This is a genomic window from Streptomyces dioscori (assembly GCF_003024195.1).
GTDB classification, from domain to species: domain Bacteria; phylum Actinomycetota; class Actinomycetes; order Streptomycetales; family Streptomycetaceae; genus Streptomyces; species Streptomyces dioscori.
Window position 1 is genome coordinate 30415 of the sequence record NZ_KZ679058.1, and the last position, 20712, is coordinate 51126.

General features: G+C 72.6%; 20 protein-coding genes and 1 pseudogene. 13 read left to right on the forward strand and 8 right to left on the reverse strand.

Annotation, left to right across the window (positions count from 1 at the left end):
- The first annotated feature begins 465 nt into the window (after positions 1–465).
- From paaA to C6Y14_RS38860, 8 genes are all read left to right on the forward strand, one after another.
- Positions 466–1458 carry a 1,2-phenylacetyl-CoA epoxidase subunit PaaA gene (gene paaA / locus C6Y14_RS38825; RefSeq protein ID WP_107021620.1) on the forward strand — a complete coding sequence of 331 codons (993 nt, stop codon included), beginning with the start codon at positions 466–468 and terminating at the stop codon, positions 1456–1458.
- Entirely contained in the window at positions 1455–1775 is a 321-nt protein-coding gene (gene paaB, locus C6Y14_RS38830) for a 1,2-phenylacetyl-CoA epoxidase subunit PaaB (protein WP_107021621.1), read from the forward strand. The genes paaA and paaB overlap by 4 nt, the downstream gene beginning before the upstream one ends.
- Before the next feature lie 10 nt (positions 1776–1785).
- On the forward strand, positions 1786–2613 hold the full coding sequence (gene paaC / locus C6Y14_RS38835) for a 1,2-phenylacetyl-CoA epoxidase subunit PaaC (protein WP_107021622.1): 828 nt from the start codon (positions 1786–1788) through the stop codon (positions 2611–2613).
- The gene (gene paaD / locus C6Y14_RS38840; RefSeq protein WP_107021623.1) at positions 2607–3122 is read left to right on the forward strand and encodes a 1,2-phenylacetyl-CoA epoxidase subunit PaaD; all 516 of its coding nucleotides are present in this window, start codon (positions 2607–2609) and stop codon (positions 3120–3122) included. Before paaC ends, paaD begins: the two co-directional genes overlap by 7 nt.
- Complete coding sequence (gene paaE, locus C6Y14_RS38845) at positions 3122–4297, forward strand: 1,2-phenylacetyl-CoA epoxidase subunit PaaE (protein WP_107021624.1); 1176 nt, start codon at positions 3122–3124, stop codon at positions 4295–4297. The genes paaD and paaE overlap by 1 nt, the downstream gene beginning before the upstream one ends.
- Before the next feature lie 192 nt (positions 4298–4489).
- Positions 4490–5854, forward strand: coding sequence for an FAD-dependent oxidoreductase (locus tag C6Y14_RS38850; protein ID WP_107021625.1), 1365 nt, complete (start codon positions 4490–4492; stop codon positions 5852–5854).
- Positions 5855–6077: 223 nt separating this feature from the next.
- A complete protein-coding gene (locus C6Y14_RS38855) occupies positions 6078–6779 on the forward strand; it encodes an SDR family oxidoreductase (protein WP_107021626.1) in 702 nt (233 codons plus the stop codon).
- A 110-nt stretch (positions 6780–6889) separates the two neighbouring features.
- Entirely contained in the window at positions 6890–7459 is a 570-nt protein-coding gene (locus C6Y14_RS38860; RefSeq protein ID WP_107021627.1) for a TetR/AcrR family transcriptional regulator, read from the forward strand.
- A gap of 245 nt (positions 7460–7704) precedes the next feature.
- Here the strand turns inward: C6Y14_RS38860 and C6Y14_RS38865 are convergent, their stop codons facing one another.
- Positions 7705–8181, reverse strand: a complete 477-nt coding sequence (locus C6Y14_RS38865; RefSeq protein WP_107021628.1) for an Lrp/AsnC family transcriptional regulator — start codon at positions 8179–8181, stop codon at positions 7705–7707.
- Between the two features lie 254 nt (positions 8182–8435).
- On the opposite strand from C6Y14_RS38865, the gene C6Y14_RS38870 reads away from it, so the two are divergent.
- On the forward strand, positions 8436–9923 hold the full coding sequence (locus tag C6Y14_RS38870; RefSeq protein WP_107021700.1) for an FUSC family protein: 1488 nt from the start codon (positions 8436–8438) through the stop codon (positions 9921–9923).
- A 15-nt stretch (positions 9924–9938) separates the two neighbouring features.
- On the opposite strand, the gene C6Y14_RS38875 is transcribed toward C6Y14_RS38870, so the two are convergent.
- Positions 9939–10169, reverse strand: a complete 231-nt coding sequence (locus tag C6Y14_RS38875) for a hypothetical protein (RefSeq protein WP_107021629.1) — start codon at positions 10167–10169, stop codon at positions 9939–9941.
- Between the two features lie 277 nt (positions 10170–10446).
- On the opposite strand from C6Y14_RS38875, the gene C6Y14_RS38880 reads away from it, so the two are divergent.
- Positions 10447–11493: a lactonase family protein gene (locus C6Y14_RS38880; RefSeq protein WP_107021630.1), complete on the forward strand. Its 1047-nt coding sequence runs from the start codon at positions 10447–10449 to the stop codon at positions 11491–11493.
- A gap of 134 nt (positions 11494–11627) precedes the next feature.
- Here the strand turns inward: C6Y14_RS38880 and C6Y14_RS38885 are convergent, their stop codons facing one another.
- The 4 genes from C6Y14_RS38885 to C6Y14_RS38900 all read right to left on the reverse strand — a co-directional run bounded on the left by C6Y14_RS38885 (position 11628) and on the right by C6Y14_RS38900 (position 15669).
- Positions 11628–12551: a sirohydrochlorin chelatase gene (locus C6Y14_RS38885; protein WP_107021631.1), complete on the reverse strand. Its 924-nt coding sequence runs from the start codon at positions 12549–12551 to the stop codon at positions 11628–11630.
- 119 nt (positions 12552–12670) lie between these two features.
- Complete coding sequence (locus C6Y14_RS38890) at positions 12671–13759, reverse strand: N-acetylglucosamine kinase (protein ID WP_107021632.1); 1089 nt, start codon at positions 13757–13759, stop codon at positions 12671–12673.
- On the reverse strand, positions 13756–14433 hold the full coding sequence (locus C6Y14_RS38895; RefSeq protein ID WP_107021633.1) for a uracil-DNA glycosylase: 678 nt from the start codon (positions 14431–14433) through the stop codon (positions 13756–13758). Before C6Y14_RS38895 ends, C6Y14_RS38890 begins: the two co-directional genes overlap by 4 nt.
- Before the next feature lie 150 nt (positions 14434–14583).
- On the reverse strand, positions 14584–15669 hold the full coding sequence (locus C6Y14_RS38900) for a WD40/YVTN/BNR-like repeat-containing protein (RefSeq protein ID WP_107021634.1): 1086 nt from the start codon (positions 15667–15669) through the stop codon (positions 14584–14586).
- A 269-nt stretch (positions 15670–15938) separates the two neighbouring features.
- On the opposite strand from C6Y14_RS38900, the pseudogene C6Y14_RS38905 reads away from it, so the two are divergent.
- A pseudogene (locus C6Y14_RS38905) lies at positions 15939–16507 on the forward strand (Rv1733c family protein).
- A gap of 107 nt (positions 16508–16614) precedes the next feature.
- Positions 16615–17361, forward strand: coding sequence for an SDR family oxidoreductase (locus C6Y14_RS38910; protein ID WP_107021635.1), 747 nt, complete (start codon positions 16615–16617; stop codon positions 17359–17361).
- Between the two features lie 132 nt (positions 17362–17493).
- Here the strand turns inward: C6Y14_RS38910 and C6Y14_RS38915 are convergent, their stop codons facing one another.
- Entirely contained in the window at positions 17494–18573 is a 1080-nt protein-coding gene (locus C6Y14_RS38915; RefSeq protein WP_107021636.1) for an NADH:flavin oxidoreductase/NADH oxidase, read from the reverse strand.
- A gap of 139 nt (positions 18574–18712) precedes the next feature.
- Between C6Y14_RS38915 and C6Y14_RS38920 the strand changes: the two genes are divergently transcribed.
- Positions 18713–19072 carry an ArsR/SmtB family transcription factor gene (locus tag C6Y14_RS38920; RefSeq protein ID WP_404828898.1) on the forward strand — a complete coding sequence of 120 codons (360 nt, stop codon included), beginning with the start codon at positions 18713–18715 and terminating at the stop codon, positions 19070–19072.
- Between the two features lie 230 nt (positions 19073–19302).
- Here C6Y14_RS38920 and C6Y14_RS38925 read toward each other — a convergent pair whose 3' ends face one another.
- Positions 19303–20664 carry an FAD-dependent oxidoreductase gene (locus C6Y14_RS38925; protein WP_107021637.1) on the reverse strand — a complete coding sequence of 454 codons (1362 nt, stop codon included), beginning with the start codon at positions 20662–20664 and terminating at the stop codon, positions 19303–19305.
- Between the last annotated feature and the right edge of the window lie 48 nt (positions 20665–20712).

Genomic DNA, 20712 nt, shown 5'->3' on the forward strand with positions numbered 1-20712 from the left:
GCGAGCGGTGCTGGACGGACGCGTTCGCCGACATACGGGGCGGTTGTCGGACGCGGCTCACAGGAGCGGTGGAGAGCGGTGGAGATCGGGGCGGTGGCTGTGGGGCGGTGTCTGTCGGGCCGTGAGGCCGTGGGTCTGGGCGGACGACTGGGCAGCGCGGGCTGCGTGTAAAGCCAAACAGCCACGGGTGGCGGCCGGGAACCGCGTGAAAGGGGCGTGTTCGCGCCTCTGACGTGGCGCTCCGGTGCACGAGGTGCGCCACTGCCGACGCCGCGCTCCCACGCCGGTCGCCGCCTCCGTGCGACCGGCGCGGGGGCGCACGGGTGGTTTGCGCCGGCCCGGGACGGGAGCGGAGGCCCGCGCCGACCGGCCCTTCGGTCAGGTGATCGAGCGTGGGTCTTGCCCGGTCGGTGGAAAGGCGGCACACTGGTACCGAACGAATGGTCGGTAGGGAAGCTGGTATCGATGACCACGACACACTCCGCCGGGACCCCCGTCCCGGAGCAGTTGTTGCAGGAGCACTTCGACGCGACGATCGCGCGGGACCAGCGGATCGAGCCCCGCGACTGGATGCCCGACGGTTATCGCAGGACCCTCGTCCGGCAGATCGCGCAGCACGCGCACTCGGAGATCATCGGGATGCAGCCAGAGGGCGAGTGGATCACCCGCGCTCCTTCGCTGCGCCGCAAGGCCATCCTGTTCGCCAAGGTCCAGGACGAGGCGGGCCACGGGCTGTACCTGTACTCGGCCGCCGAGACACTGGGCGCCGACCGCGCGGACCTCACCGAGCGGCTGATCGAGGGCCGCCAGAAGTATTCGTCGATCTTCAACTACCCGACCCCGACCTTCGCCGACGTCGGCGTGATCGGCTGGTTCGTCGACGGTGCGGCGATCTGCAACCAGGTCCCGCTGTGCAGGAGTTCGTACGGGCCCTACGCGCGCGCGATGGTGCGGATCTGCAAGGAGGAGTCCTTCCACCAGCGGCAGGGCTACGAACTGCTGCTGACCATGATGCGCGGCACCGAGGCCCAGCGGGACATGGTCCAGGACTCCGTGAACCGCTGGTGGTGGCCCTCCCTCATGATGTTCGGCCCGCCCGACGGCGACTCGCCCAACTCCGCGGCCTCGATGGCCTGGAAGATCAAGCGGCACACCAACGACGAACTGCGTCAGCGGTTCGTCGACATGACCGTCCCGCAGGCCGAGAAGCTCGGCGTGACCCTTCCCGACCCGGAACTGCGCTGGAACGCGGAGCGCGGCCGGCACGACTTCGGCACCCCCGACTGGTCCGAGCTCAAGCGGGTCATCGGCGGCGACGGACCCTGCAACGCCGAGCGGGTGCAGCGCCGCAGGTCCGCCCACGAGGACGGCGCCTGGGTACGGGAGGCGGCCACGGCCCACGCGGCCAAGCAGGCACGGCGCGCACAGGCGCGGACGCAGGAAGGGGCGACGGCATGAGCGACTCCACCCCGGACCCGACGGCGGAGACCGCCAGGGGCGACTGGCCGCTGTACGAGGTCTTCGTGCGCGGCAAGCGCGGACTCAACCACGTCCACGTGGGCTCCCTGCACGCCGCCGACGACACGATGGCCCTCACCCACGCGCGCGACCTCTACACCCGCCGCAACGAGGGTGTCTCGATCTGGGTGGTGCGCTCCGAGCACATCGCGGCCTCCACCCGCGACGAGAAGGACCCGTTCTTCGCGCCGAGCGCCGACAAGGTCTACCGCCACCCGACCTTCTACGACATCCCCGAAGACGTCCCCCACATCTGAGGAGCAGGGCATGAGCGACGACCATGTCTATCTGTCCCTCGCCGAGGGACACGAGGACGACACCCGCTGGGCGTACGGCACCGGCTTCGAGGACCCGCTGCACGGCGTGGACACCACCGTGCTGGAAGGCGTCGCCGCCGACCTGCTGGCCGCCGACTGCGTGGCCCTCGCCGACGACGCCCTGGTGAGCGCCCAGCGGCTCGCCGAGTGGACCACCCGCGCGCCCGAGCTGGAGGAGGAGGTCGCCCTCGCCAACATCGGCCTCGACCTCCTCGGCCAGGCCCGCCTGCTCTACGCCCGCGCCGGGCAGGTCGACGGCACCGGGCGCGGCGAGGACGCGTACGCCTACTTCCGGGACGCGGACGACTTCAGGAACGTGCGGCTGGCCGAACTGCCGGTCGGGGACTTCGCGTTCTCGGCCGTGCGGCTGCTGGTGCTGTCCAGCTGGCGGCTCGCCCACTTCGAGGAACTGTCGTCGCACCCCGACCCCGTCCTGGCGGCCGTCGCGGCGAAGGGTGTCAAGGAACTGACCTACCACCGGCAGTACGCGGCCGAGTGGGTCGTGCGCCTGGGCGACGGCACGGACGAGTCGCACCGTCGTACGCGCAGGGCGATGGAGCAGGTCGCCCCGTACTTCGGCGAGCTGTTCACGGCGTACGACGTACGGGACGAGGTGGTCGCCGTCCTGCGGCAGGTCACCGAGGCGGCCGGGCTGCCCATGCCGGTGTACCGGCCGCTGACCGGCACCGGCAGGGACGGGGAGCACACCGAGCATCTCGCGCCGCTGCTGGCCGAGTTGCAGAGCGTGGCCCGCGCGCACCCGGGGGCGACATGGTGACCGCCGTGCGGGACGTGCAGCGCGCCTGGCACATCGCCGAACAGGTGCCGGACCCCGAACTGCCCATGCTCACCCTGGCAGACCTCGGCGTCCTGCGCGGCGTCGAGGTCGGCGGGGACGGCACCGTGGTCGCGCGACTGACGCCCACCTACTCGGGCTGCCCCGCGATGGCGGAGATGCGCGCGGACGTGGCGGCACGCCTGCGCGACGCGGGATACGCGCGCGTGGAGATCCGTACGGTCCTCGACCCGCCCTGGACCAGCGACTGGATCACCCCCGAGGGCCGCCGCAAACTCACCGAGAACGGCATCGCACCGCCGGGAGCCGCGCCCCGGCGCGCAGCCGGTCCGGTGCCCCTCGTACTGACCCCCACCCGCCGCACGGTGGCCTGTCCGCGCTGCGGCGCGGCGGACACCGAGGAGACGTCCCGCTTCTCGGCCACCTCCTGCAAGGCGCTCCACCGCTGCCTCGCCTGCCGCGAACCGTTCGAGTACGTCAAGGAGATCTGATGGAAGGCCTGAGGCAAGAGCCGGCGGGAGACACCACGGACCCGGCGGCCCCGACCCCGGCCACAGCCGCCGTGGCGACGGCTCCCGCACCGGCGGTGCCGGTGCGTGTCCGCCGGCGCCCCGCCTTCCACACCCTGCGCGTCGCCGCCGTACAGCCGCTGTGCGAGGACGCGGCGGCCGTGAGCTTCGAGATCCCGGCGGAGCTGGCGGGGGAGTTCGCCTTCGCGCCCGGTCAGTCGCTGACGCTGCGGCGCGTGGTCGACGGACGGGACGAGCGGCGTTCGTACTCGATCTGTTCGCCGGCCGGTTCGGTGCCGCGCATCGGGGTGCGGGTGGTGCCGGGCGGCCTGTTCTCGGCCTGGCTCGTTGGCGAGGTGCGCCCCGGCGACACGGTCGAGGTGATGGCCCCCACCGGCACGTTCACGCCCGACCTCGCCGAGCCCGGCCATCACGTGCTGGTCGCGGCGGGTTCCGGCGTCACGCCGATGCTCTCCATCGCCGAGTCCGTCCTGGCGGCCCACCCGCGCTCGACGGTCACCCTCTTCTACGGCAACCGCCGCACGGACACGGTGATGTTCGCCGACGAGCTGGCCGATCTGAAGGACCTGTATCCCGCGCGGTTCCAGCTCGCCCATGTGCTCTCCCGTGAGCCCCGCGAGGCCGAGGTGCTGTCCGGCCGCCTCGACGCGGAGCGCCTCTCGGCACTGGTCGGTTCGCTGGTCGACGTGGGGTCGGCGGACCACTGGTGGCTGTGCGGGCCGCACGGCATGGTCGTCGACGCCCAGCGGGTCCTGGCCGGCCTCGGCGTGCCCGGCGACCGCGTCCACCGGGAGCTGTTCTACGCCGAAGACGAGCCCGTACGAGAGGTGCGTCACGAGGAGGCGGCCGTGGAAGGGCCCGTCAGCCAGGTCACCGTCACCCTCGACGGTCGCTCCACCACCTCCGCCCTGGTCAGGGACCGGAGCATCCTGGAAGGCGCCCAGCGGAGCCGTCCCGACCTGCCCTTCGCCTGCAAGGGTGGCGTCTGCGGCACCTGCCGTGCTCTGATCACCGACGGCAAGGCGGACATGCGCCGCAACTTCGCCCTGGAGGACGCCGAGGTCGACGCGGGCTACGTGCTGACCTGCCAGTCGTACCCGGTCTCGGAGACGCTGACCGTGGACTACGACAGCTGAGGCGGGGGGCGTACGCCTGAGGGGCCGTACGTCGGAGGCGGCACCGGCTGAGGGGCACCGGCGGACATCCACTCCATCCACTCATAAATCAGGGTTATGAGGTCATAGATCCAGCCCGGCTACAGACTTAGGATAGCCTTAGTTTAGGCTCCCGGTGAGTACTCCTGATCACCGCTCGAAGGGAACCTGATCATGCCTCGCCCCCTGCGGGTAGCCATAGTCGGAGCCGGCCCCGCCGGGATCTACGCCGCCGACGCGCTGTTGAAGTCCGCAGTGGCAGTCGAGCCCGGTGTCTCCATCGACCTCTTCGAGCGGATGCCGGCCCCCTTCGGGCTGATCCGTTACGGCGTGGCCCCCGACCACCCACGCATCAAGGGCATCATCACCGCCCTGCACCAGGTGCTCGACAAGCCGCAGATCCGCCTCTTCGGCAACGTCGACTACCCGGGAGACATCAACCTCGACGACCTGCGCGCCTTCTACGACGCGGTGATCTTCTCCACCGGGGCGACGGCCGACCGGCACCTCGACATCCCCGGCATCGGGCTGGACGGCTCGTACGGCGCGGCGGACTTCGTGTCCTGGTACGACGGCCACCCGGACGTGCCGCGCACCTGGCCGCTGGAGGCCGAGAAGGTCGCCGTCCTCGGCGTCGGCAACGTGGCGCTCGACGTGGCCCGCATCCTCGCCAAGACCGCCGAGGAACTGCTCCCCACCGAGATCCCGCCGAACGTCCACGAGGGGCTCAAGGCCAACAAGGCCCTGGAGGTCCACGTCTTCGGCCGCCGCGGCCCGGCGCAGGCGAAGTTCAGCCCGCTGGAACTGCGGGAGCTGGACCACTCCCCGAACATCGAGGTCATCGTCGACCCCGAGGACATCGACTACGACGACGGCTCGATCGCGACCCGGCGGGGCAACAAGCAGGCCGACATGGTCGCGAAGACCCTGGAGAACTGGGCGATCCGCGACGTCGGCGAGCGGCGGCACAAGCTGTTCCTGCACTTCTTCGAGTCGCCGACCGAGATCCTCGGCGAGGACGGCAAGGTCGTCGGTCTGCGCACCGAGCGCACCGAGCTCGACGGCACCGGCAACGTCAAGGGCACCGGCGAGTTCAAGGACTGGGACCTCGGCGCGGTCTACCGCGCCGTCGGCTACCTCTCCGACAAGCTGCCCAAGCTGCCCTGGGACGTCGAGTCCGGCACCGTTCCGGACAAGGCCGGCCGGGTGATCGAGGAGACCGGCGAGCACCTGACATCCACGTACGTCACCGGCTGGATCCGGCGCGGTCCGGTGGGCCTCATCGGCCACACCAAGGGCGACGCCAACGAGACGGTCGCCAGCCTGCTCGACGACCACGGGAACGGCCGGCTGCAGACGCCCGCCTCGCCGGAGCCCGAGTCGGTGGACGCGTTCCTCACCGAGCGGAACGTCCGCTTCACCACGTGGGAGGGCTGGTACCGCCTGGACGCCGCGGAGAAGGCGCTCGGCGAGCCCCAGGGGCGCGAGCGCGTGAAGCTCGTGGAGCGCGAGGACATGCTCGGCGCCAGCGGCGCGTAGCCTCCGCGGGAGGCGTTCGACATACCCGTCGACGGGAGTGGCCCCAGCTGTGACAGCTGGGGCCACTCCCTTTTTCGCGTCCGGCGTCCGGCGTCCGGCGTCTGTTGTCCGTTGTCCCTCTTCCGTCCGTACGGCTTGCATTGTGAAACCGATCGGTTTACCTTCATGGGGAAGGGAAACCGATCGGTTTCCATGTCGGGTCTGCTGAGGTTCGGAGAGAGTCATGACCGCAATCGAGGGTTCCGTCGTCCTGGTCACCGGTGGCGGCAGGGGAATCGGCAAGGCACTGGTGGACGGGCTGTTCGAGCGAGGCGCGAAGAAGGTGTACGCCACCGCACGCGACCCGCGGACCGTCACGGACACCCGCGCCGTACCGCTGGCCCTGGAGGTCACCGACCCCGCGTCCGTCGCGGCCGCCGCGGAACGGGCCGGCGACATCACCGTCCTGATCAACAACGCGGGTGTCTCCATGCACACGTCGTTCCTGGACTCGCCGGTCGACGACGTCCGCAAGGACTTCGAGACGAACTTCTACGGGCCGCTGCTCACCGCCCGCGCGTTCGTCCCCGTGATCGAGCGCAACGGCGGCGGCCACATCCTGAACGTCCACTCCGTGCTGTCGTGGATCGGCCTGGCCGGCTCGTACAGCGCGTCCAAGGCGGCGCTCTGGTCCCAGACCAACTCCCTGCGGCTCGACCTCGCCCCGCGCGGGATCAGCGTCACCGGGCTGCACGTCGGTTACGTCGACACCGACATGACCGCGGCGATCGACGCGCCCAAGTCCTCGCCCGTGGATGTGGCGGCGCAGGCGCTCGACGGCATCGAGAGCGGAGCCTTCGAGGTGCTCGCCGACGATCTGACCCGCCAGGTCAAGTCCGGCCTGTCGGCCGACCTCTCGGTCCTGTACCCGCAGCTGGTCGCCTGACCGGCACGCGGCACGCGGCATGCGGCGCACGGCGCACGGCATGCGGTACTCGGCGGACGCGGTAGAACGGTCGGTTTCTGCCGACCGGGCGACGGAGGTAGCCTCGCCCCATGGTCACCACCACGGACAAGACATCCACGAGGGACCGGCTGCTCGACGCGGCCACGGAACTCTTCTACCGCGACGGCGTCTCCCTCGGCGTCGAGGCGCTGTGCCGGGCCGCCGGGGTGTCCAAGCGCTCCATGTACCAGCTCTTCGCGAGCAAGGACGAGGTGCTGGCGGCGAGCCTGGAGCGGCGGGCACCGGAGTACGGGCGGATGCTGCACGTCGGTCCCGAGGACCCGCGGTCGCCCCGGGAGCGGATCCTGTACGTCTTCGAGCAGCTGGAGCGGGTGGCTGCGCAGGACGACTACCGGGGATGTCCGTTCCTGTCGGCGCTGGTCGAACTGAAGGACCCCGGGCATCCGGCCAGTGTCGTGGCCCTGCGGGTCAAGGGCGCCCTGGTCGAGGCGTTCCGCGTGGACGCGGAGCGGGGTGGTGCGCGTGATCCGGAACTCCTGGCCCGCCAGCTCACGCTGATCTTCGACGGGGCGAGTGCGCGGGCGGGCGCGAAGGCGGAAACGCTGTCGGGCCTGACGACGACCACGGCGGCGGCGCTGCTGGATGCGGCGGGCATGTAGCTCTCTGCGGGCCGGTGGGGCGGGCCGCGTGGTGCCCCCGAAGGCCCGGTGGGGGCGGGCCGCGCAGTTCCCCGCGCCCCTGAAAAACGGGGCTGCGCCCCAGTTTTCAGCCCCGCAGCCCCGCAGCCCCGCCGGGTGCTTGGGGGCGCGGGGAACTGCGCAGTCTTTTGTCTTCAGGGGCGCGGGGAACTGCGCGCTCAGCCCCCACCGGCCCGCAGCCGCACGCCAACCCAGGTTGCCAATGGTCAGCTCCGGGCCGAACGGCCGATCGACTCCACGAGCGGCAGCACCCGCTGCGGCACCCGTTCCCGCAGCGCCACCTCCGTCCGCGTACGGACGACCCCCGGCAGACTGATCAGCGCCTGGATCACATCTTCGAGGTGGCCGTTGTCCCGCGCCACGACCCGCGTCAGCAGATCCCCGCCACCGGTGATCGAGAACGCCTCGATGATCTCCGGAACGGCGGCCAGCGCGTCCCCCACGTCGTCGAGATGGCCCTGGGTGACCTCGATGTGCACGAACGCGAGCACCGGGTGACCGAGCGAGGCGGGGGAGAGCGAGGGGGTCGTCCCGGTGATCACACCGTCCCGTTCCAGCCGGTCGAGCCGCGCCTGCAGCGTGCCGCGGGCCACCCCGAGGACACGGGCGTACTCCCGCACGCTGGTGCGCGGCTGCTCCAGGAGCAGCCGGAGGATACGGGTGTCGAGCTCGTCCACGGCCATGGTCCGTTGGTCTCCCTGTGGTCCGGAGTGATCGTTCCCGACTGTACCAATGGCACAGTGGATCAGCCGCCTGTTGAGCCATTACCCCTCCCATGCTTAACGTGGCCGTATTGATGGCGTCGTGAAGCGCCGGACGGCAAGGAAGCCGCACCGGACACACGGCGCCATTGCCATGCCTGTGGACCGTGTCCGCGGGCCATGTGCGCAAGGTGTCATCGACGCGGAACGGGGGCGGGCAACCGACGGTGAAGAAGATGTTCATGGCTCCGGATCCGGGCCTGCTACGGCTACGGCTCTCGCTGCGCGCGGTGCTCGGCATCGGTCTCGCGGTGGCCCTGTCGGAGCTCGCCGGACTCTCGCTGCCCGCCTCGATCACCGGGGGCCTCACCGCGCTCCTCGCGCTGTTCACGGTCGGGGACGCGACCGTGCGGGGCCAGGCGGTCACCACCGCCCTGCTGCCCGCCGTCGGCTTCCCCGTACTCGCCCTCGCGGCCGTCCTGCACGCGGTGCCGACCGTCCGCGACGCCGTCTGGCTGGCCGTCGTCCTCGGCGGGGTGTACGCCCGCCGCTGGGGCCCCCGAGGTCACGCGCTCGGCATCTTCGCGTTCATGACCTTCTTCATCACCCAGTTCCTGCACGCCGTCCCGGCCCAGCTTCCCCAGCTGTACGCCGCGATGACCCTGTCGCTGGCCGCGTCCTCGGCGGTGCGGTTCGGCGCGTGGTGCATCGAGCGGCGCACTCCCGCCCCGGTCGCGCCCGCGCCGCCCACCGGCCGCGGCCTCGCCCGGCCGACCACCCGCCAGGCCTTCCAGGCGACGGCCGCCTGCGCGTTCGCCATCGCCGCGGGCCAGATCCTGTCGCACGAACGCTGGTACTGGGCCGTCGGCACCGCCTGGTGGATCTTCGTGAACACCTCCTCGCGCGGCGAGACCCTGGTGCGGGGCTTCCGACGGGTCCTCGGCACCGTCATCGGTATCGCCGTCGGCCTGGTGATCGCCGTCCCGCTGGACGGAGCCGCCGCTCCCACCGCGGGGCTCGTCGCGGTGTGCGTGTTCGGCATCTTCTACGCGGCCGCGGTGTCCTACACGTGGATGATGCTGGCCGTGACGGTGATGGCGGGCCTGCTGTACGGGCTGCTGGGCGTGCTCGACCCGGGGCTGCTGCTGCTGCGGGTGCTGGAGACGGGGGCGGGGGCGCTCGGCGCGGCACTCGCCGTCCTGCTGGTCCTGCCGGTGACCACGCACGCCACCACCGACGCCTGGATCGGGCGGGCGCTGCACTGCGTCCACGCATGCACCTCCGAGGCCGCCGCCCGCCTGGCCGGGTCCCCGGCCGCCGACCCGGCCCGCCATGTCGCCGAGCTGGAATCGCTGCTGGGCCGGGTACGGCTCTCGCTGGCCCCGCTGGTCCATCCGCTCGCCCCGCTGCGGGCCCGCAGGACGAGGGCTCGCCAGGTCGTCGAACTGCTGGACCGGTGCGCGCTGGAGGTGCGCGGCCTGGCGTCGGTCGCCGCGGATCCCGACGCCTCCCACGACGAGCGGCTCGCCGCCGCCTGCTCACGGGTGGAAGCGGCGGTGGAGGCCCTGACCGGGCCCGCCGCGGCCCGCGCCGGGATCGACGTGCCCGCCCTCGCGGCGCACCCCGCCGTAGGTGAGCAGGCGCTGACACATCTGCATGGTCTTGAGCAGGCGCTGAAGGCACTCGCCGAGCCCTTGCGCAGCCGCTCGATCACTGTCGCCTGACGGCGCCCCGACCTCCTACAGGGCTGTCGCCTGACGCCGTCCCGACCCCCTACGGGCCGAGGCCCGCCCGCTCGCCCCGCCCACGCGTCCGAAGGCCTGCGACTGGACACCGGTATCGGTGCCGGTGCCGGTGGAGGAGGGGTGGGCGGCTGGCTCGACCGCGTACGGGCGGGCCGTCAGGGAGTGGCCGAGCGGCACGACCGCGGGCCCGTTCCCGAAACCGTCGCCGGCCGCCTCGTCGAGCAACCGTCCCGGGCGAGCAGCCTGCGCGGGATGCGCCCGACGCCGGGTCGACGGCCGCCGCCACGCCGGTGTTCCACCGCACCTACGAGGGGCCGGCACAGCATCCCGCGTACGTGCGCCATCCGGAGGCGGCCGCGCGGGCGCGCGGCGAGACGCCCGGGGAGCCCGGCCGCTCCAACCGTTTGGTCTAGGCCATTCGCTGCTACCGTCGCCCCCAGGAACCTGACTGACAGGAACCCGAGAAGGGCGTGGCAATGACGTGGCACCGAGAGGGGACGCAGTGACGGACGGCGGCGGCGGACGACAGCGACGGGCGTACATCGGCTCCTTCACGGCGGCGGGAGGGCTGGGCGTGCTCACCGCCGCCGTGGACGGTGACACCGGCGCGCTGACGCTGCTGAGCGCCGTGAACAGCGTCGCCGACCCCTCCTACCTGGCCCTGTCGCCCGGCGGAGACATGCTCTACGCGGTGAGCGAGACGACCCAGGGCGCGGTCGCCGCCTACCGGGTGAAGGGCGACGAGCCGGCCCTGGCCGGCCCGCCCACCCGGGTCGGCGGCAGCGGACCCACGCATCTGAGCCTCTTCGACGGCCATGTGCTCACCGCCAACTACGGCTCCGGCAGTGTCAGCGCCGTACCCGTGCGCCACGACGGGAGCCTCGGCGCCGTCTCAGGGGTGCTGCAGCACGAGGGCGCGGGCCCGCACACCCAGCGCCAGCAGGGCCCGCACGCCCACCAGGTCCAGCCCGATCCGAGCCGCCGGTGGGCGGTGAGCGTCGACCTCGGCACCGACTCGGTCCGGGTGTGCGCGCTGCGCGACGGCACGCTCGCGCTGCACCGGGAGATCGCGCTGCGGCCCGGTTCGGGCCCCCGCCACCTGGCGTTCCACCCGGACGGCGAGCGCGCGTACGTCCTCAACGAACTCTCGCCGACCGTCACCGCGTGCCGCTGGGACGCCGTCAAGGGCGCGCTCAAGCCGGTGGGGGAGACCGCCGTGCTGGCCGATCTCCCGGACGGGGACGCCTATCCGTCCGGCATCGTGGTGTCGCCCGACGGCCGCTTCGTATGGACCGCCACGCGCGGCCAGGACGTCGTCTCCGTGCTCGTGCCCGGCACGCCCGACGAGGGCCTGAGACTGGTCGCCACGGTCCCGTGCGGCGGCATCTGGCCGCGCGCCCTGGCCCTGGACCCGACAGGCCGCTTCCTGTACGTGGCCAACGAGCGGTCGGGGCATGTCGCGTGGTTCCCGGTGGACCCCGACACGGGCATCCCGCAGCGTGGCGGGTCGGTCAAGGCCCCCGCGGCGTCCTGCGTGGTGCTCGACTGACAGTTCCGCGGAGAGGCTGCTGAGGGGCCGCTGAGGGGCCCTCCGGAAGGTTCGGCAACCCCGAAGGGCCCGGCTCCGGAGACGGAGCGGGCCCTTCGGGGTTGGTGCCTGTGCGGGACCGCGCGGTCGGCGCGTCAGCGGACCGGCGCGCCCTGCGGCTGCGGCGGCGCGATACCGAGCGCCGACGTGTACTTGGCGAGCGCCAGCTTGCCGATCGCGGGGTACGGGCCCAGCGCCTCGGCGGCGGAACAGCCCGCCTCCTTCGCGGCCTCGTCGAGCAGACCCGGGTCGAGCTCGGGGCCGATCAGATACGGGGCGAGCGCCAGCTGCTGGGAGCCGGAGCTGCGCAGCTGCTCCGCGGTGGCCGCGATCGAGCCCTCCTCGTCCAGCGCCGCCGCCATCACGGGCACGGCGAGTCTCGCGGCGAGCAGCATGCCGGTGATCCCGGCCGCCTGCACCGCCTCGTCCCCGCCCACGGACGCCAGGATGATGCCGTCCGCGGCGGTCGCCACCGTGAACAGCCTGGCCCGGTCGGCGCGCGCGAGGCCCGCCTCGGACAGGCGCACGTGCAGCGCCTCGGCGAGCAGCGGGTGCGGGCCGAGCACGTCCGTCAGGTCGGCCGCGACACGGCTGTCCATGACGGCCTGGCGGACGCGGCGCAGCAGCGCGTTGTCCGGGCCGGCGAGCAGCGGCACGACCACGGCGACGGGCCCGTCGGGCTCCACCACGTCCACACCGGCCGCGCGGGCCTGCTCGAAGCGCTGCGCACGCTCCTCGGAGGCGTGCGCGAGCACCGACTGGAGGGTGGGGAACTCGGCGTCGTCCCCGTCGAGGTACCCGATCCTGGCGTCGAGGCCGGGGAGCTCGGAGCGCGCGATGCTCACGACCTCCTCGACGAGGCTGCGGGTGGCGGTGCTGGGCGTGCCCGGCACCGCGAGGACGAGCGCGGGCGCGCCCTCGGGAGCCGCCAGCGGTTCCGGCCGGCGGTGCCGACCGGGCTGGCGGGGTCGCGGCATTCGTACTGGCAGGCCGGACGCGGGCCCAGTGGGGGAGCTCATGGCGCCGAATGTTACTGGTTTCCGGGGCTCCCCTGTTCGGGGAGGGTGCAGGTGAGCGGTATCCGTCCGGTTTTGTCTGATGAGTTACGCGCGGAGCGATCTCCCTGGTTATCTGTGGATCACGGAGAGCGATCTTGTGAACGGATGTCCGAGGTCCCCGCGGCATCCGGGATGTCCCGTACGACGAACAGCATGCTGTCGTCGCGCGGCAGCGTGAGCCGGTCGTCGGCCAGCTCGACGGCGATGCCGACTGCCCCGTCGAGCGGGTCGCCCGCGGCCGGCACCTCCCGCACGTACGGCAGCCGCTCCGCCAGCGCGGCCCGCAGCGGTACGAGGAGGGGGTCGCCCATCCTGAACAGGCCGCCGGTGAGCGCGAGGCGCACCTCGCCCGCCTCGCCGGCCCCGCCGGGGGGCACGTCCGCCTCCGTGGGGCACACCGCGGCGGCCGAGTCGGCGATGTGCCGGGCCGCGGCGGCGAGGACACCGATCGCGGCCGGGTCGCCGCCGTCGGCGCAGGCGGCGACCTCGGGTGCGAAGGCCGCCAGCACGGCCGGCCGGTCCGGGCGCGGATAGAGCCGGCCCGGCACCGCCGGAGCGGAGCCGAACACCGCCTCCACGCGGGCCAGGAGCGGCGCCGAGCCGCCCGGCCGCCCGTCGTAGGCGCGCAGGGCCGCGTCGAGCCCGGCCTGGCCGATCCAGGCCCCGCTGCCGCTGTCGCCGAGCAGATGGCCCCAGCCGTCCGCCCTGCGCCACTCACGCAGGTCCGTGCCGATCGCGATCATCCCCGTACCGGCGGCGACCACCGCGCCCACCCGCTGCCCCAGCGCGCCCGTGTACGCCGCGACGGCGTCGGCGACCAGGGCCAGCCGCCGTACGCCGAGTTCACGGGCCAGCGCCGACGGCAGCTCGGCGCGCAGCGAGTCACCCAAAGTGGTGAGGCCGGCGGCCCCGACGGTGACGGCCCGGAGTGTGCCGACCCCGGAGTCGGCCATCAACTGCCGTGCCATCGGCAGCAGTTGCCCGAGCAGATGTCCGGCGTCGATGCCGCGCGGCCCGGTGCGCACCGGCTCCCCGGACGTCAGGGGAGCCGTGACGCGGCCCCCGTCGACGGCCAGGACGGCCCGCAGCCCCGACCCGCCGGAGTCCACCCCGAGGACGCCGGACCCACCGCCGGGCCCGCTGTCCGGCCCGCTGCCGGGACCGGTCACGGCAGCCGCCAGTCCACCGGTTCGCCGCCCTGGCGGGTCAGCAGGTCGTTGGCCCTGCTGAAGGGCCGCGAGCCGAAGAAACCGCGGTCCGCCGACATCGGCGACGGATGCGCGGACTCCACCGACGGCAGATCACCGAGCAGTGGCCGGGCGTTGCGGGCGTCGCGCCCCCACAGGATCGACACCAGCGGTCTTCCCCGGGCGGCCAGGGCCCGGATCGCCTGTTCGGTGACCTCCTCCCAGCCCTTGCCGCGGTGCGCGGCCGGTTTGCGCGGGGCCGTGGTGAGCGCCCTGTTGAGCAGCAGCACGCCCTGCCGGGTCCAGGGGGTCAGATCGCCGTTCGACGGCGGGGGCAGGCCCAGGTCGGTGCTCAGCTCCCGGTAGATGTTGATGAGGCTGCCGGGCAGCGGACGCACCTCGGGCGCGACCGAGAACGACAGCCCCACGGCGTGCCCCGGGGTCGGATAGGGGTCCTGGCCGACGATGAGGACCCGGACGTCGTCGAAGGGCTGTTGGAAGGCGCGGAGCACGTTCGGGCCCGCGGGTAGGTAGGTGCGGCCCGCGGCGATCTCCGCGCGCAGGAAGTCCCCCATCTCCGTGATCCGTCCGGCCACCGGTTCGAGGGCCTTGGCCCAGCCGGGTTCGACAATCTCATGCAACGGTCGTGGTGCCACGGCGTCACCCTACTGCCGTACACGGGCCGTCGATCAACCCGAGGCCGCCGCCTGCCCCGCGGTGACATGTGCGGTGCCACGGGCGGGTGTTGACGCACAGCAGGACGTCAACACCCGTACAACCGCCACCGGCCGGCCGTGTGCGAGGGCTCAAGCGATCACCGCGGCCCGTACGCACAGGACGTCCGGCAGGTGCGAGGCCAGTTGCTGCCAGGTGTCGCCGTCGTCGGCCGACGCGAACACCTCGCCGTTGCGGTTGCCGAAGTACACACCCGCCGGGTCCGCGCCGTCCGTGCACAGGGCGTCCCGTAGCACCGTGCCGTAGTGGTCCTCCCGCGGCAGCCCCGCGGTCAGCGGCTCCCAGCTCTTGCCCGCGTCCGCCGTGCGGAAGACACGACATCGGCGGTCCGCCGGGACCCGGTCGGAGTCGGCGGCGATGGGAAACACGTACGCGGTGTCGCCGCGGTGGGGGTGCGTGGCCGCGGCGAAGCCGAACGTGGACGGCAGACCCGCGCCGATGTCCGTCCAGTGCGCCCCGGCGTCGTCGCTGCGGTACACACCCCAGTGGTTCTGCAGATAGAGCCGGTCGGCCGTGACCGCGTCCTGTGCGACCTTGTGGACGCACTGGCCGAACTCCGGGTTCGGATCGGGCAGGAACACCGCCGAGACCCCGGAGTTGGACGGCGCCCAGCTCTCCCCGCCGTCCTTCGTACGGAAGACGCCGGCCGTGGACACGGCGACCGTCACCGCCCGCGGATCACGGGCGTCGGTCAGGATCGTGTGCAGACCCTCACCGCCGCCGCCCGGCACCCACCGTGAGCGGGTGGGGTGCTCCCAGAGCGGGCGGACCAGCTCGAAGGACTCGCCCCGGTCCGTCGAGCGGTACAGCGCGGCGGGCTCGGTGCCCGCGTACACCACGTCCGGCTCGGCCGCCGCCGGGTGCAGCTGCCAGACCCGCTCCAGCGAAGCATCCGTGTCCTGGGGGAACTTGACGGCGGCCTTGGCCGGTTCGGTCCAGGTGCGCCCCAGGTCGTCGGAGTGGAACACCGACGGGCCCCAGTGCGCGCTGTCACCTCCCACGAGAAGTCTCGGCACGTCACGACGGGTGTCGATCGCGACCGAGTAGACGGCCTGGGCGTTGAAGTACGGGCTGTCGTCGAACTCCCACGCGCCGCCGCGCCGCCGCCCGACGAAGAGTCCTTTGCGCGTGCCAACCGTGAGCAGAACCTCGGTCATGCCGATCCACCTCCGGACGTCGTTGTCTCAGATGTCGGCCAGTCTGCACCCCACCACTGACAGTCACCCCCGGACGCCATATCGGTGCAGGTCAGGGCGATTCCCAAGATGTACCACCGGGGTGCCACCGCCGTATCCGCGGCGGACCGGCGAGGTGCCGGGGAGGTGCCGCGGATTGTGCCGGGGATGTGGGGCAGGTCTCGTGAGCAGCCGGGCCGCCGCTCCCGTATGGGAGGGGGTCCGGTGTGCGCGTGTGGAGAGGGGCCCCGATGGCGGCTTTGCGTGGTCCGAGGGCGTTGCTGTGGCGTTGGTGGCCCAATCCGCTGCGGCGGCGCAGCGACAGGATCGAGGCCTGGACCATGCTCACCGCCGGGCTGCTGGCCCTGCTCGCCGGAACGCTCGGGGGTCTGTGGGCGACACGGTCCGTCGAGCTGAATCTCGCGCGGGAGCGTGACGAGTGGCGTCCCGTGATCGCGGTGCTCACCGAGCGCGCGCCGGGTACGGCCTCCGGTCCGAAAAGGTGTGGGCCGAGGTCCGCTGGCCCGCCGCGGACGGCCCCGCCCACCGGGGGCAGACCCGGGTCGACCCGGGCAGCGCGGCGGGAACCCCGGTCACCGTGTGGACCGATCCCCAGGGGCGCATGGTCACCCGGCCCGCCACGGAGGCCCAGGCGAGTTTGCGGGCCGGACTGATCGGCGTGCTGGTGGGCACGACCGCGGCCCTCGTACCCCTCGCGGGCGGGCGGCTGGCCTCGGAGCGCCTGCAGCGGCAGCGGCTGGACCAGTGGGACACGGAATGGGAGCGGGTCGGTCCGCAGTGGAGGTGGAAGACCGGCTGAGGTGGAAATCCGGCCTAGGTGACGCGTGCTGTCACGGATCCGGACCCGGCCCGGTCAGCATGGTGAAGACGTCCGCTTCCGACGGACGAAACCGGAAAGGTCGCAGCATGAAGATCGTAGTGATCGGCGGTACCGGGCTCATCGGGTCGAAGCTGGTGGACACGCTCCGGGCGGACGGCCACGACGTCCTCCCGGCCTCCCCGAACACCGGCGTCAACAGCATCACCGGCGAGGGCCTCGACGAGGCGCTGAAGGGCGCGCAGGTCGTCGTCGACGTGTCCAACTCGCCCTCCTTCGAGGACAGCGCGGTACTGGAGTTCTTCCGCACGTCCACGGGCAACCTCGTCACGGCCGAGGCGGCGGCGGGCGTGGGACACCATGTCGCCCTGTCGGTCGTGGGCAGTGACGCGCTGCCGGACTCGGGCTACCTGCGCGCCAAGGTCGCCCAGGAGGAGCTGATCAAGGGGTCCGGAATCCCGTACTCCATCGTGCGTGCCACGCAGTTCTTCGAGTTCGTGAAGGGCATCGCGGCCGGGTCCACCGAGGGCGACACGGTCCGGCTGCCCTCCTCGCTCCTGCAGCCCCTCGCGTCCGACGACGTGGTCGCGGCGGTCGCGAGGGTGGCGGTGGCGGCTCCGCTGAACGGCACCACCGAGGTGGCGGGCCCCGAGGAGCTGCACCTCGACGCGTTCGTCCGTACGGGCCTGGCGGCCGAGAAGGACCCGCGCGAGGTCGTCACCGACGAGTCCGTCGGCTACTTCGGCGCGAACCCCCGGGGGCGCGAGCTGCTGCCCGGCCCCGGGGCCCATCTCGCCGAGACCCGCTTCGCGGACTGGCTCGACAGCCGGCGGTAGCCCCTGCGGGAGCCGGGAGCCGGGAGCCGGGAGCCGGGAGCCGGGAGCCGGGGTCGAACTCGCCAGTCAGGCGCCGGTGACCGGACGCCGGGAGCCGCCAGTCAGGCGGTCGGTGACCGGACGCCGGCTCGGTCAGACCGAGCGGTGGTACTGGTCCGGCACGTGCACGGAGTCCCCGAGTTCGCGGGCGGCGTGCCGGGCCCATGAAGGGTTGCGCAGCAGTTCCCGGCCGAGCAGCACGGCGTCCGCCTCGCCGTTGGCGAGGATCTTCTCGGCCTGCTCGACCTCGGTGATGAGACCGACGGCGGCGACGGCCATGGAGGTCTCGTTCTTGATGCGGGCGGCGAAGGGAACCTGGTAGCCGGGGCCGACCGGGATGCGTACACCGGCCGCGTTGCCGCCCGTGGACACGTCGACCAGGTCGACCCCATGGGCGGTCAGCTCGGCGGCGAGGCGGACCGTGTCGTCGGCCGTCCAGCCGTTCTCCTCCAGCCAGTCGGTGGCCGAGATGCGGAAGAACAACGGCTTGTCGTCGGGCCACACCTCGCGCACGGCGTCCACGACCTCAAGGGCGAAGCGCACCCGGTTCTCGAACGAGCCGCCGTACGCGTCCGTGCGCCTGTTGGAGTGCGGGGAGAGGAACTCGCCGATCAGGTAGCCGTGCGCGCCGTGGACCTCGGCGATCTCGAAGCCCGCCTCCAGCGCCCGCCGTGCGGCGTCGGCGAACTGGCCGACGACCTCGCGGATCCCGTCCACCGTCAGCTCGGTCGGCACGGCGTGCTTCTCGTCGAAGGCGAGCGGGCTCGGCGCGAGCGCCTGCCAGCCGTGCGCCTCGGGTCCGACCGGCGCGCCGCCCGTCCAGGGGCGGTCCGTCGAGGCCTTGCGGCCGGCGTGCGCGAGCTGGATCGCCGGGACCGTGCCCTGGGACACCAGGAAGCGCGTGATCCGCCGGAACGCCTCGACCTGGGTGTCGTTCCAGATGCCCAGGTCGTACGGCGAGATCCGGCCCTCGGCGCTGACCGCGGTGGCCTCGACGATGATCAGGCCCGCTCCGCCGGCGGCACGCGCCCCGTAGTGCTGGAGGTGCCAGTCGTTCGGCGCGCCCACCTCGGGGCCCTCCGGCGCGGCCGAGTACTGGCACATCGGCGGCATCCAGACCCGGTTCGGGACGGTCAGCTCGCGCAGGGTGTAGGGCTCGAAGAGCGCGCTCACGGCGGGACTCCAATCATGGCGGGGCGGGGTTGCCGACTCGTACGATAGGCATCGTATTACGGTGGATGTCAAACTACGAGAGTTCTCGTACAATGGGGAGCTCCGGGGAGACCTCCGGACCCGACGTACTGGAGCCGCCGTGACGATCGCCGCCCCGACCGGCAGCAGCCGCGACCTGCCGCACCCCCAGCGCGCGGAGATCCGGCTGGAGGCCGTGCTGCACGCGCTCTCCGACCCGCTGCGGCTGCAGGTCGTGCGGGAGCTCGCCGCCGACGGCGACGAGCTGTCCTGTTCGCACTTCGACCTGCCCGTCACCAAGTCCACGACCACGCACCACTTCCGGGTGCTGCGCGAGGCCGGGGTGATCCGGCAGATCTACCGGGGCACCGCCAAGATGAACGGGCTGCGCCGGGACGACCTGGACGGTCTCTTCCCGGGACTTCTCGACAGCGTCCTCGCCGCGGCGGCCCGCCAGGCCGTCCGGCTCGGGAGCCGCTGAACCGCCCCGCGCGGGAATCCCGGGTGCCTCCGAATCGCCCACCGGTGAACCGCCTGCCTCCGAACCATCCACCTCCGAATCATCAACCTCCGAACCGCCCTTCGCGGCGCGGTGGTTGAAGAGCAGGTTCAGTGCGATCGCCGTGAGGCAGCCCGCGCTGATTCCGCTGTTCATCACGGTCTTTCGTGCCCCGCGGGCCGGTGGGGCCGCTCGCGCCGTTCCCCGCGCCCCTAAAGGGGCTGGGCCGCATCCATCAGTGCCTGCCAGTCGGGGAGTTTGACCACGTGCCTGCCCAGGGACGCGCCCAGGGCCGCCTCCGCCCGTTCGATGGACTGCCAGCCCGACCAGTCCACCGGGTGCAGTCCCGCGGACCGCAGGGCGGCCAGCGGGTCGGACGGGACCTTGCGGTGCACGAGCGCGGGAGCGTCCTCCAGGAGCGAGGTCACCGTCTCCTTCGCGCAGGGGCGGTTGGTGCCGATGACGCCGGTCGGGCCGCGCTTGATCCAGCCGGCCACGTACTCGCCGGGCGCGACCGAGCCCGCCCGCAGGACGCGGCCCGCGAGATGCGGGACCGTGCCGCGGTCCGCGTCGAACGGCAGGCCCTCCAACGGAACCCCGCGGTAGCCGACCGAGCGCAGGACCAACTGGGCCTCGATGTCCTCGTACCGCCCCGTGCCCGTCACGCCGCCGAGGCCGTCCGGGAGGGTCCGTTCGAAGCGGACCGCGCCCACGCGCCCGCCGCCGTCCGGGAGCAGTTCGACCGGGCGCAGGAAGAAGCGGAGCCGGATCCGCCGTGAGCCGGCGGTCGGCGGGCGTTCGGCCCACCCGCGCAGCACCTCGACGTTGCGTCGCTGCGCGGCGGGCAGGGCGGACGGATCCAGGTACGCCGGGTCCAGCGCCAACTCCGCCGGATCCACGACGACCTCGGTGTCCGGCAGAGCGCCCAGCTCCCGCAGCTCCTTGGTGGTGAAGCGGGCTTGAGAGGGGCCGCGCCGACCCACCATCTGTATCTCCCGCACCTGACTGGCGGACAGCGCGTCGAGCGCGGCCTGGGGCATGTCGGTCGGGCTCAGTTCCGCGGCGCAGCGGGCCAGGATCCGGGTCACGTCCACCGCCACGTTCCCCACGCCGACGACGACCGCCACCCGCGCGCCCGCCACGAAACCGTCGGCCCCGAACCTGTCGGAGACGACGTCCGGGTGCGCGCTGTACCAGGACACGAAGTCGGTCGCCGACCAGCTGCCCGGCAGTTCCTCGCCCGGCACTCCGAGATGCCGGTCGGTGGCGGCGCCCACGCAGTACACGACCGCGTGGTAGAGGTCCCGGAGCCGGGTGGCCGGCAGTCCTTCCGGGCCGATCCGGACTCCGCCGAGGAACCGCACCCGCTCGTGCTCCAGGACCGTGCGCAGCGTGCCCTGCAACGACTTGATCTTCTCGTGGTCGGGCGCCACTCCATAGCGCACCAGGCCGTACGGGCACGGCAGCCGGTCCAGCACGTCCACCCGGATCCCGGGCACCCGCTCCTGCTGGACGAGACCCTGTGCGGCGTACACCCCACTCGGCCCTGAACCGACGACGGCGACCTGCAGCACGGCACGACCCCTTCCCCGAGGAGAACGAGAAGCTCGCTGGCGCTTCCA

Excerpts from the sequence above, each read along its gene's own strand:
- paaA (WP_107021620.1), top strand. The coding sequence starts at position 466 with ATGACCACGACACACTCCGCCGGGACCCCCGTCCCGGAGCAGTTGTTG.
- paaB (WP_107021621.1), top strand. The coding sequence starts at position 1,455 with ATGAGCGACTCCACCCCGGACCCGACGGCGGAGACCGCCAGGGGCGAC.
- paaC (WP_107021622.1), top strand. The coding sequence starts at position 1,786 with ATGAGCGACGACCATGTCTATCTGTCCCTCGCCGAGGGACACGAGGAC.
- paaD (WP_107021623.1), top strand. The coding sequence starts at position 2,607 with ATGGTGACCGCCGTGCGGGACGTGCAGCGCGCCTGGCACATCGCCGAA.
- paaE (WP_107021624.1), top strand. The coding sequence starts at position 3,122 with ATGGAAGGCCTGAGGCAAGAGCCGGCGGGAGACACCACGGACCCGGCG.
- C6Y14_RS38850 (WP_107021625.1), top strand. The coding sequence starts at position 4,490 with ATGCCTCGCCCCCTGCGGGTAGCCATAGTCGGAGCCGGCCCCGCCGGG.
- C6Y14_RS38855 (WP_107021626.1), top strand. The coding sequence starts at position 6,078 with ATGACCGCAATCGAGGGTTCCGTCGTCCTGGTCACCGGTGGCGGCAGG.
- C6Y14_RS38860 (WP_107021627.1), top strand. The coding sequence starts at position 6,890 with ATGGTCACCACCACGGACAAGACATCCACGAGGGACCGGCTGCTCGAC.
- C6Y14_RS38865 (WP_107021628.1), bottom strand. The coding sequence starts at position 8,181 with ATGGCCGTGGACGAGCTCGACACCCGTATCCTCCGGCTGCTCCTGGAG.
- C6Y14_RS38870 (WP_107021700.1), top strand. The coding sequence starts at position 8,436 with ATGTTCATGGCTCCGGATCCGGGCCTGCTACGGCTACGGCTCTCGCTG.
- C6Y14_RS38885 (WP_107021631.1), bottom strand. The coding sequence starts at position 12,551 with ATGAGCTCCCCCACTGGGCCCGCGTCCGGCCTGCCAGTACGAATGCCG.
- C6Y14_RS38900 (WP_107021634.1), bottom strand. The coding sequence starts at position 15,669 with ATGACCGAGGTTCTGCTCACGGTTGGCACGCGCAAAGGACTCTTCGTC.
- C6Y14_RS38910 (WP_107021635.1), top strand. The coding sequence starts at position 16,615 with ATGAAGATCGTAGTGATCGGCGGTACCGGGCTCATCGGGTCGAAGCTG.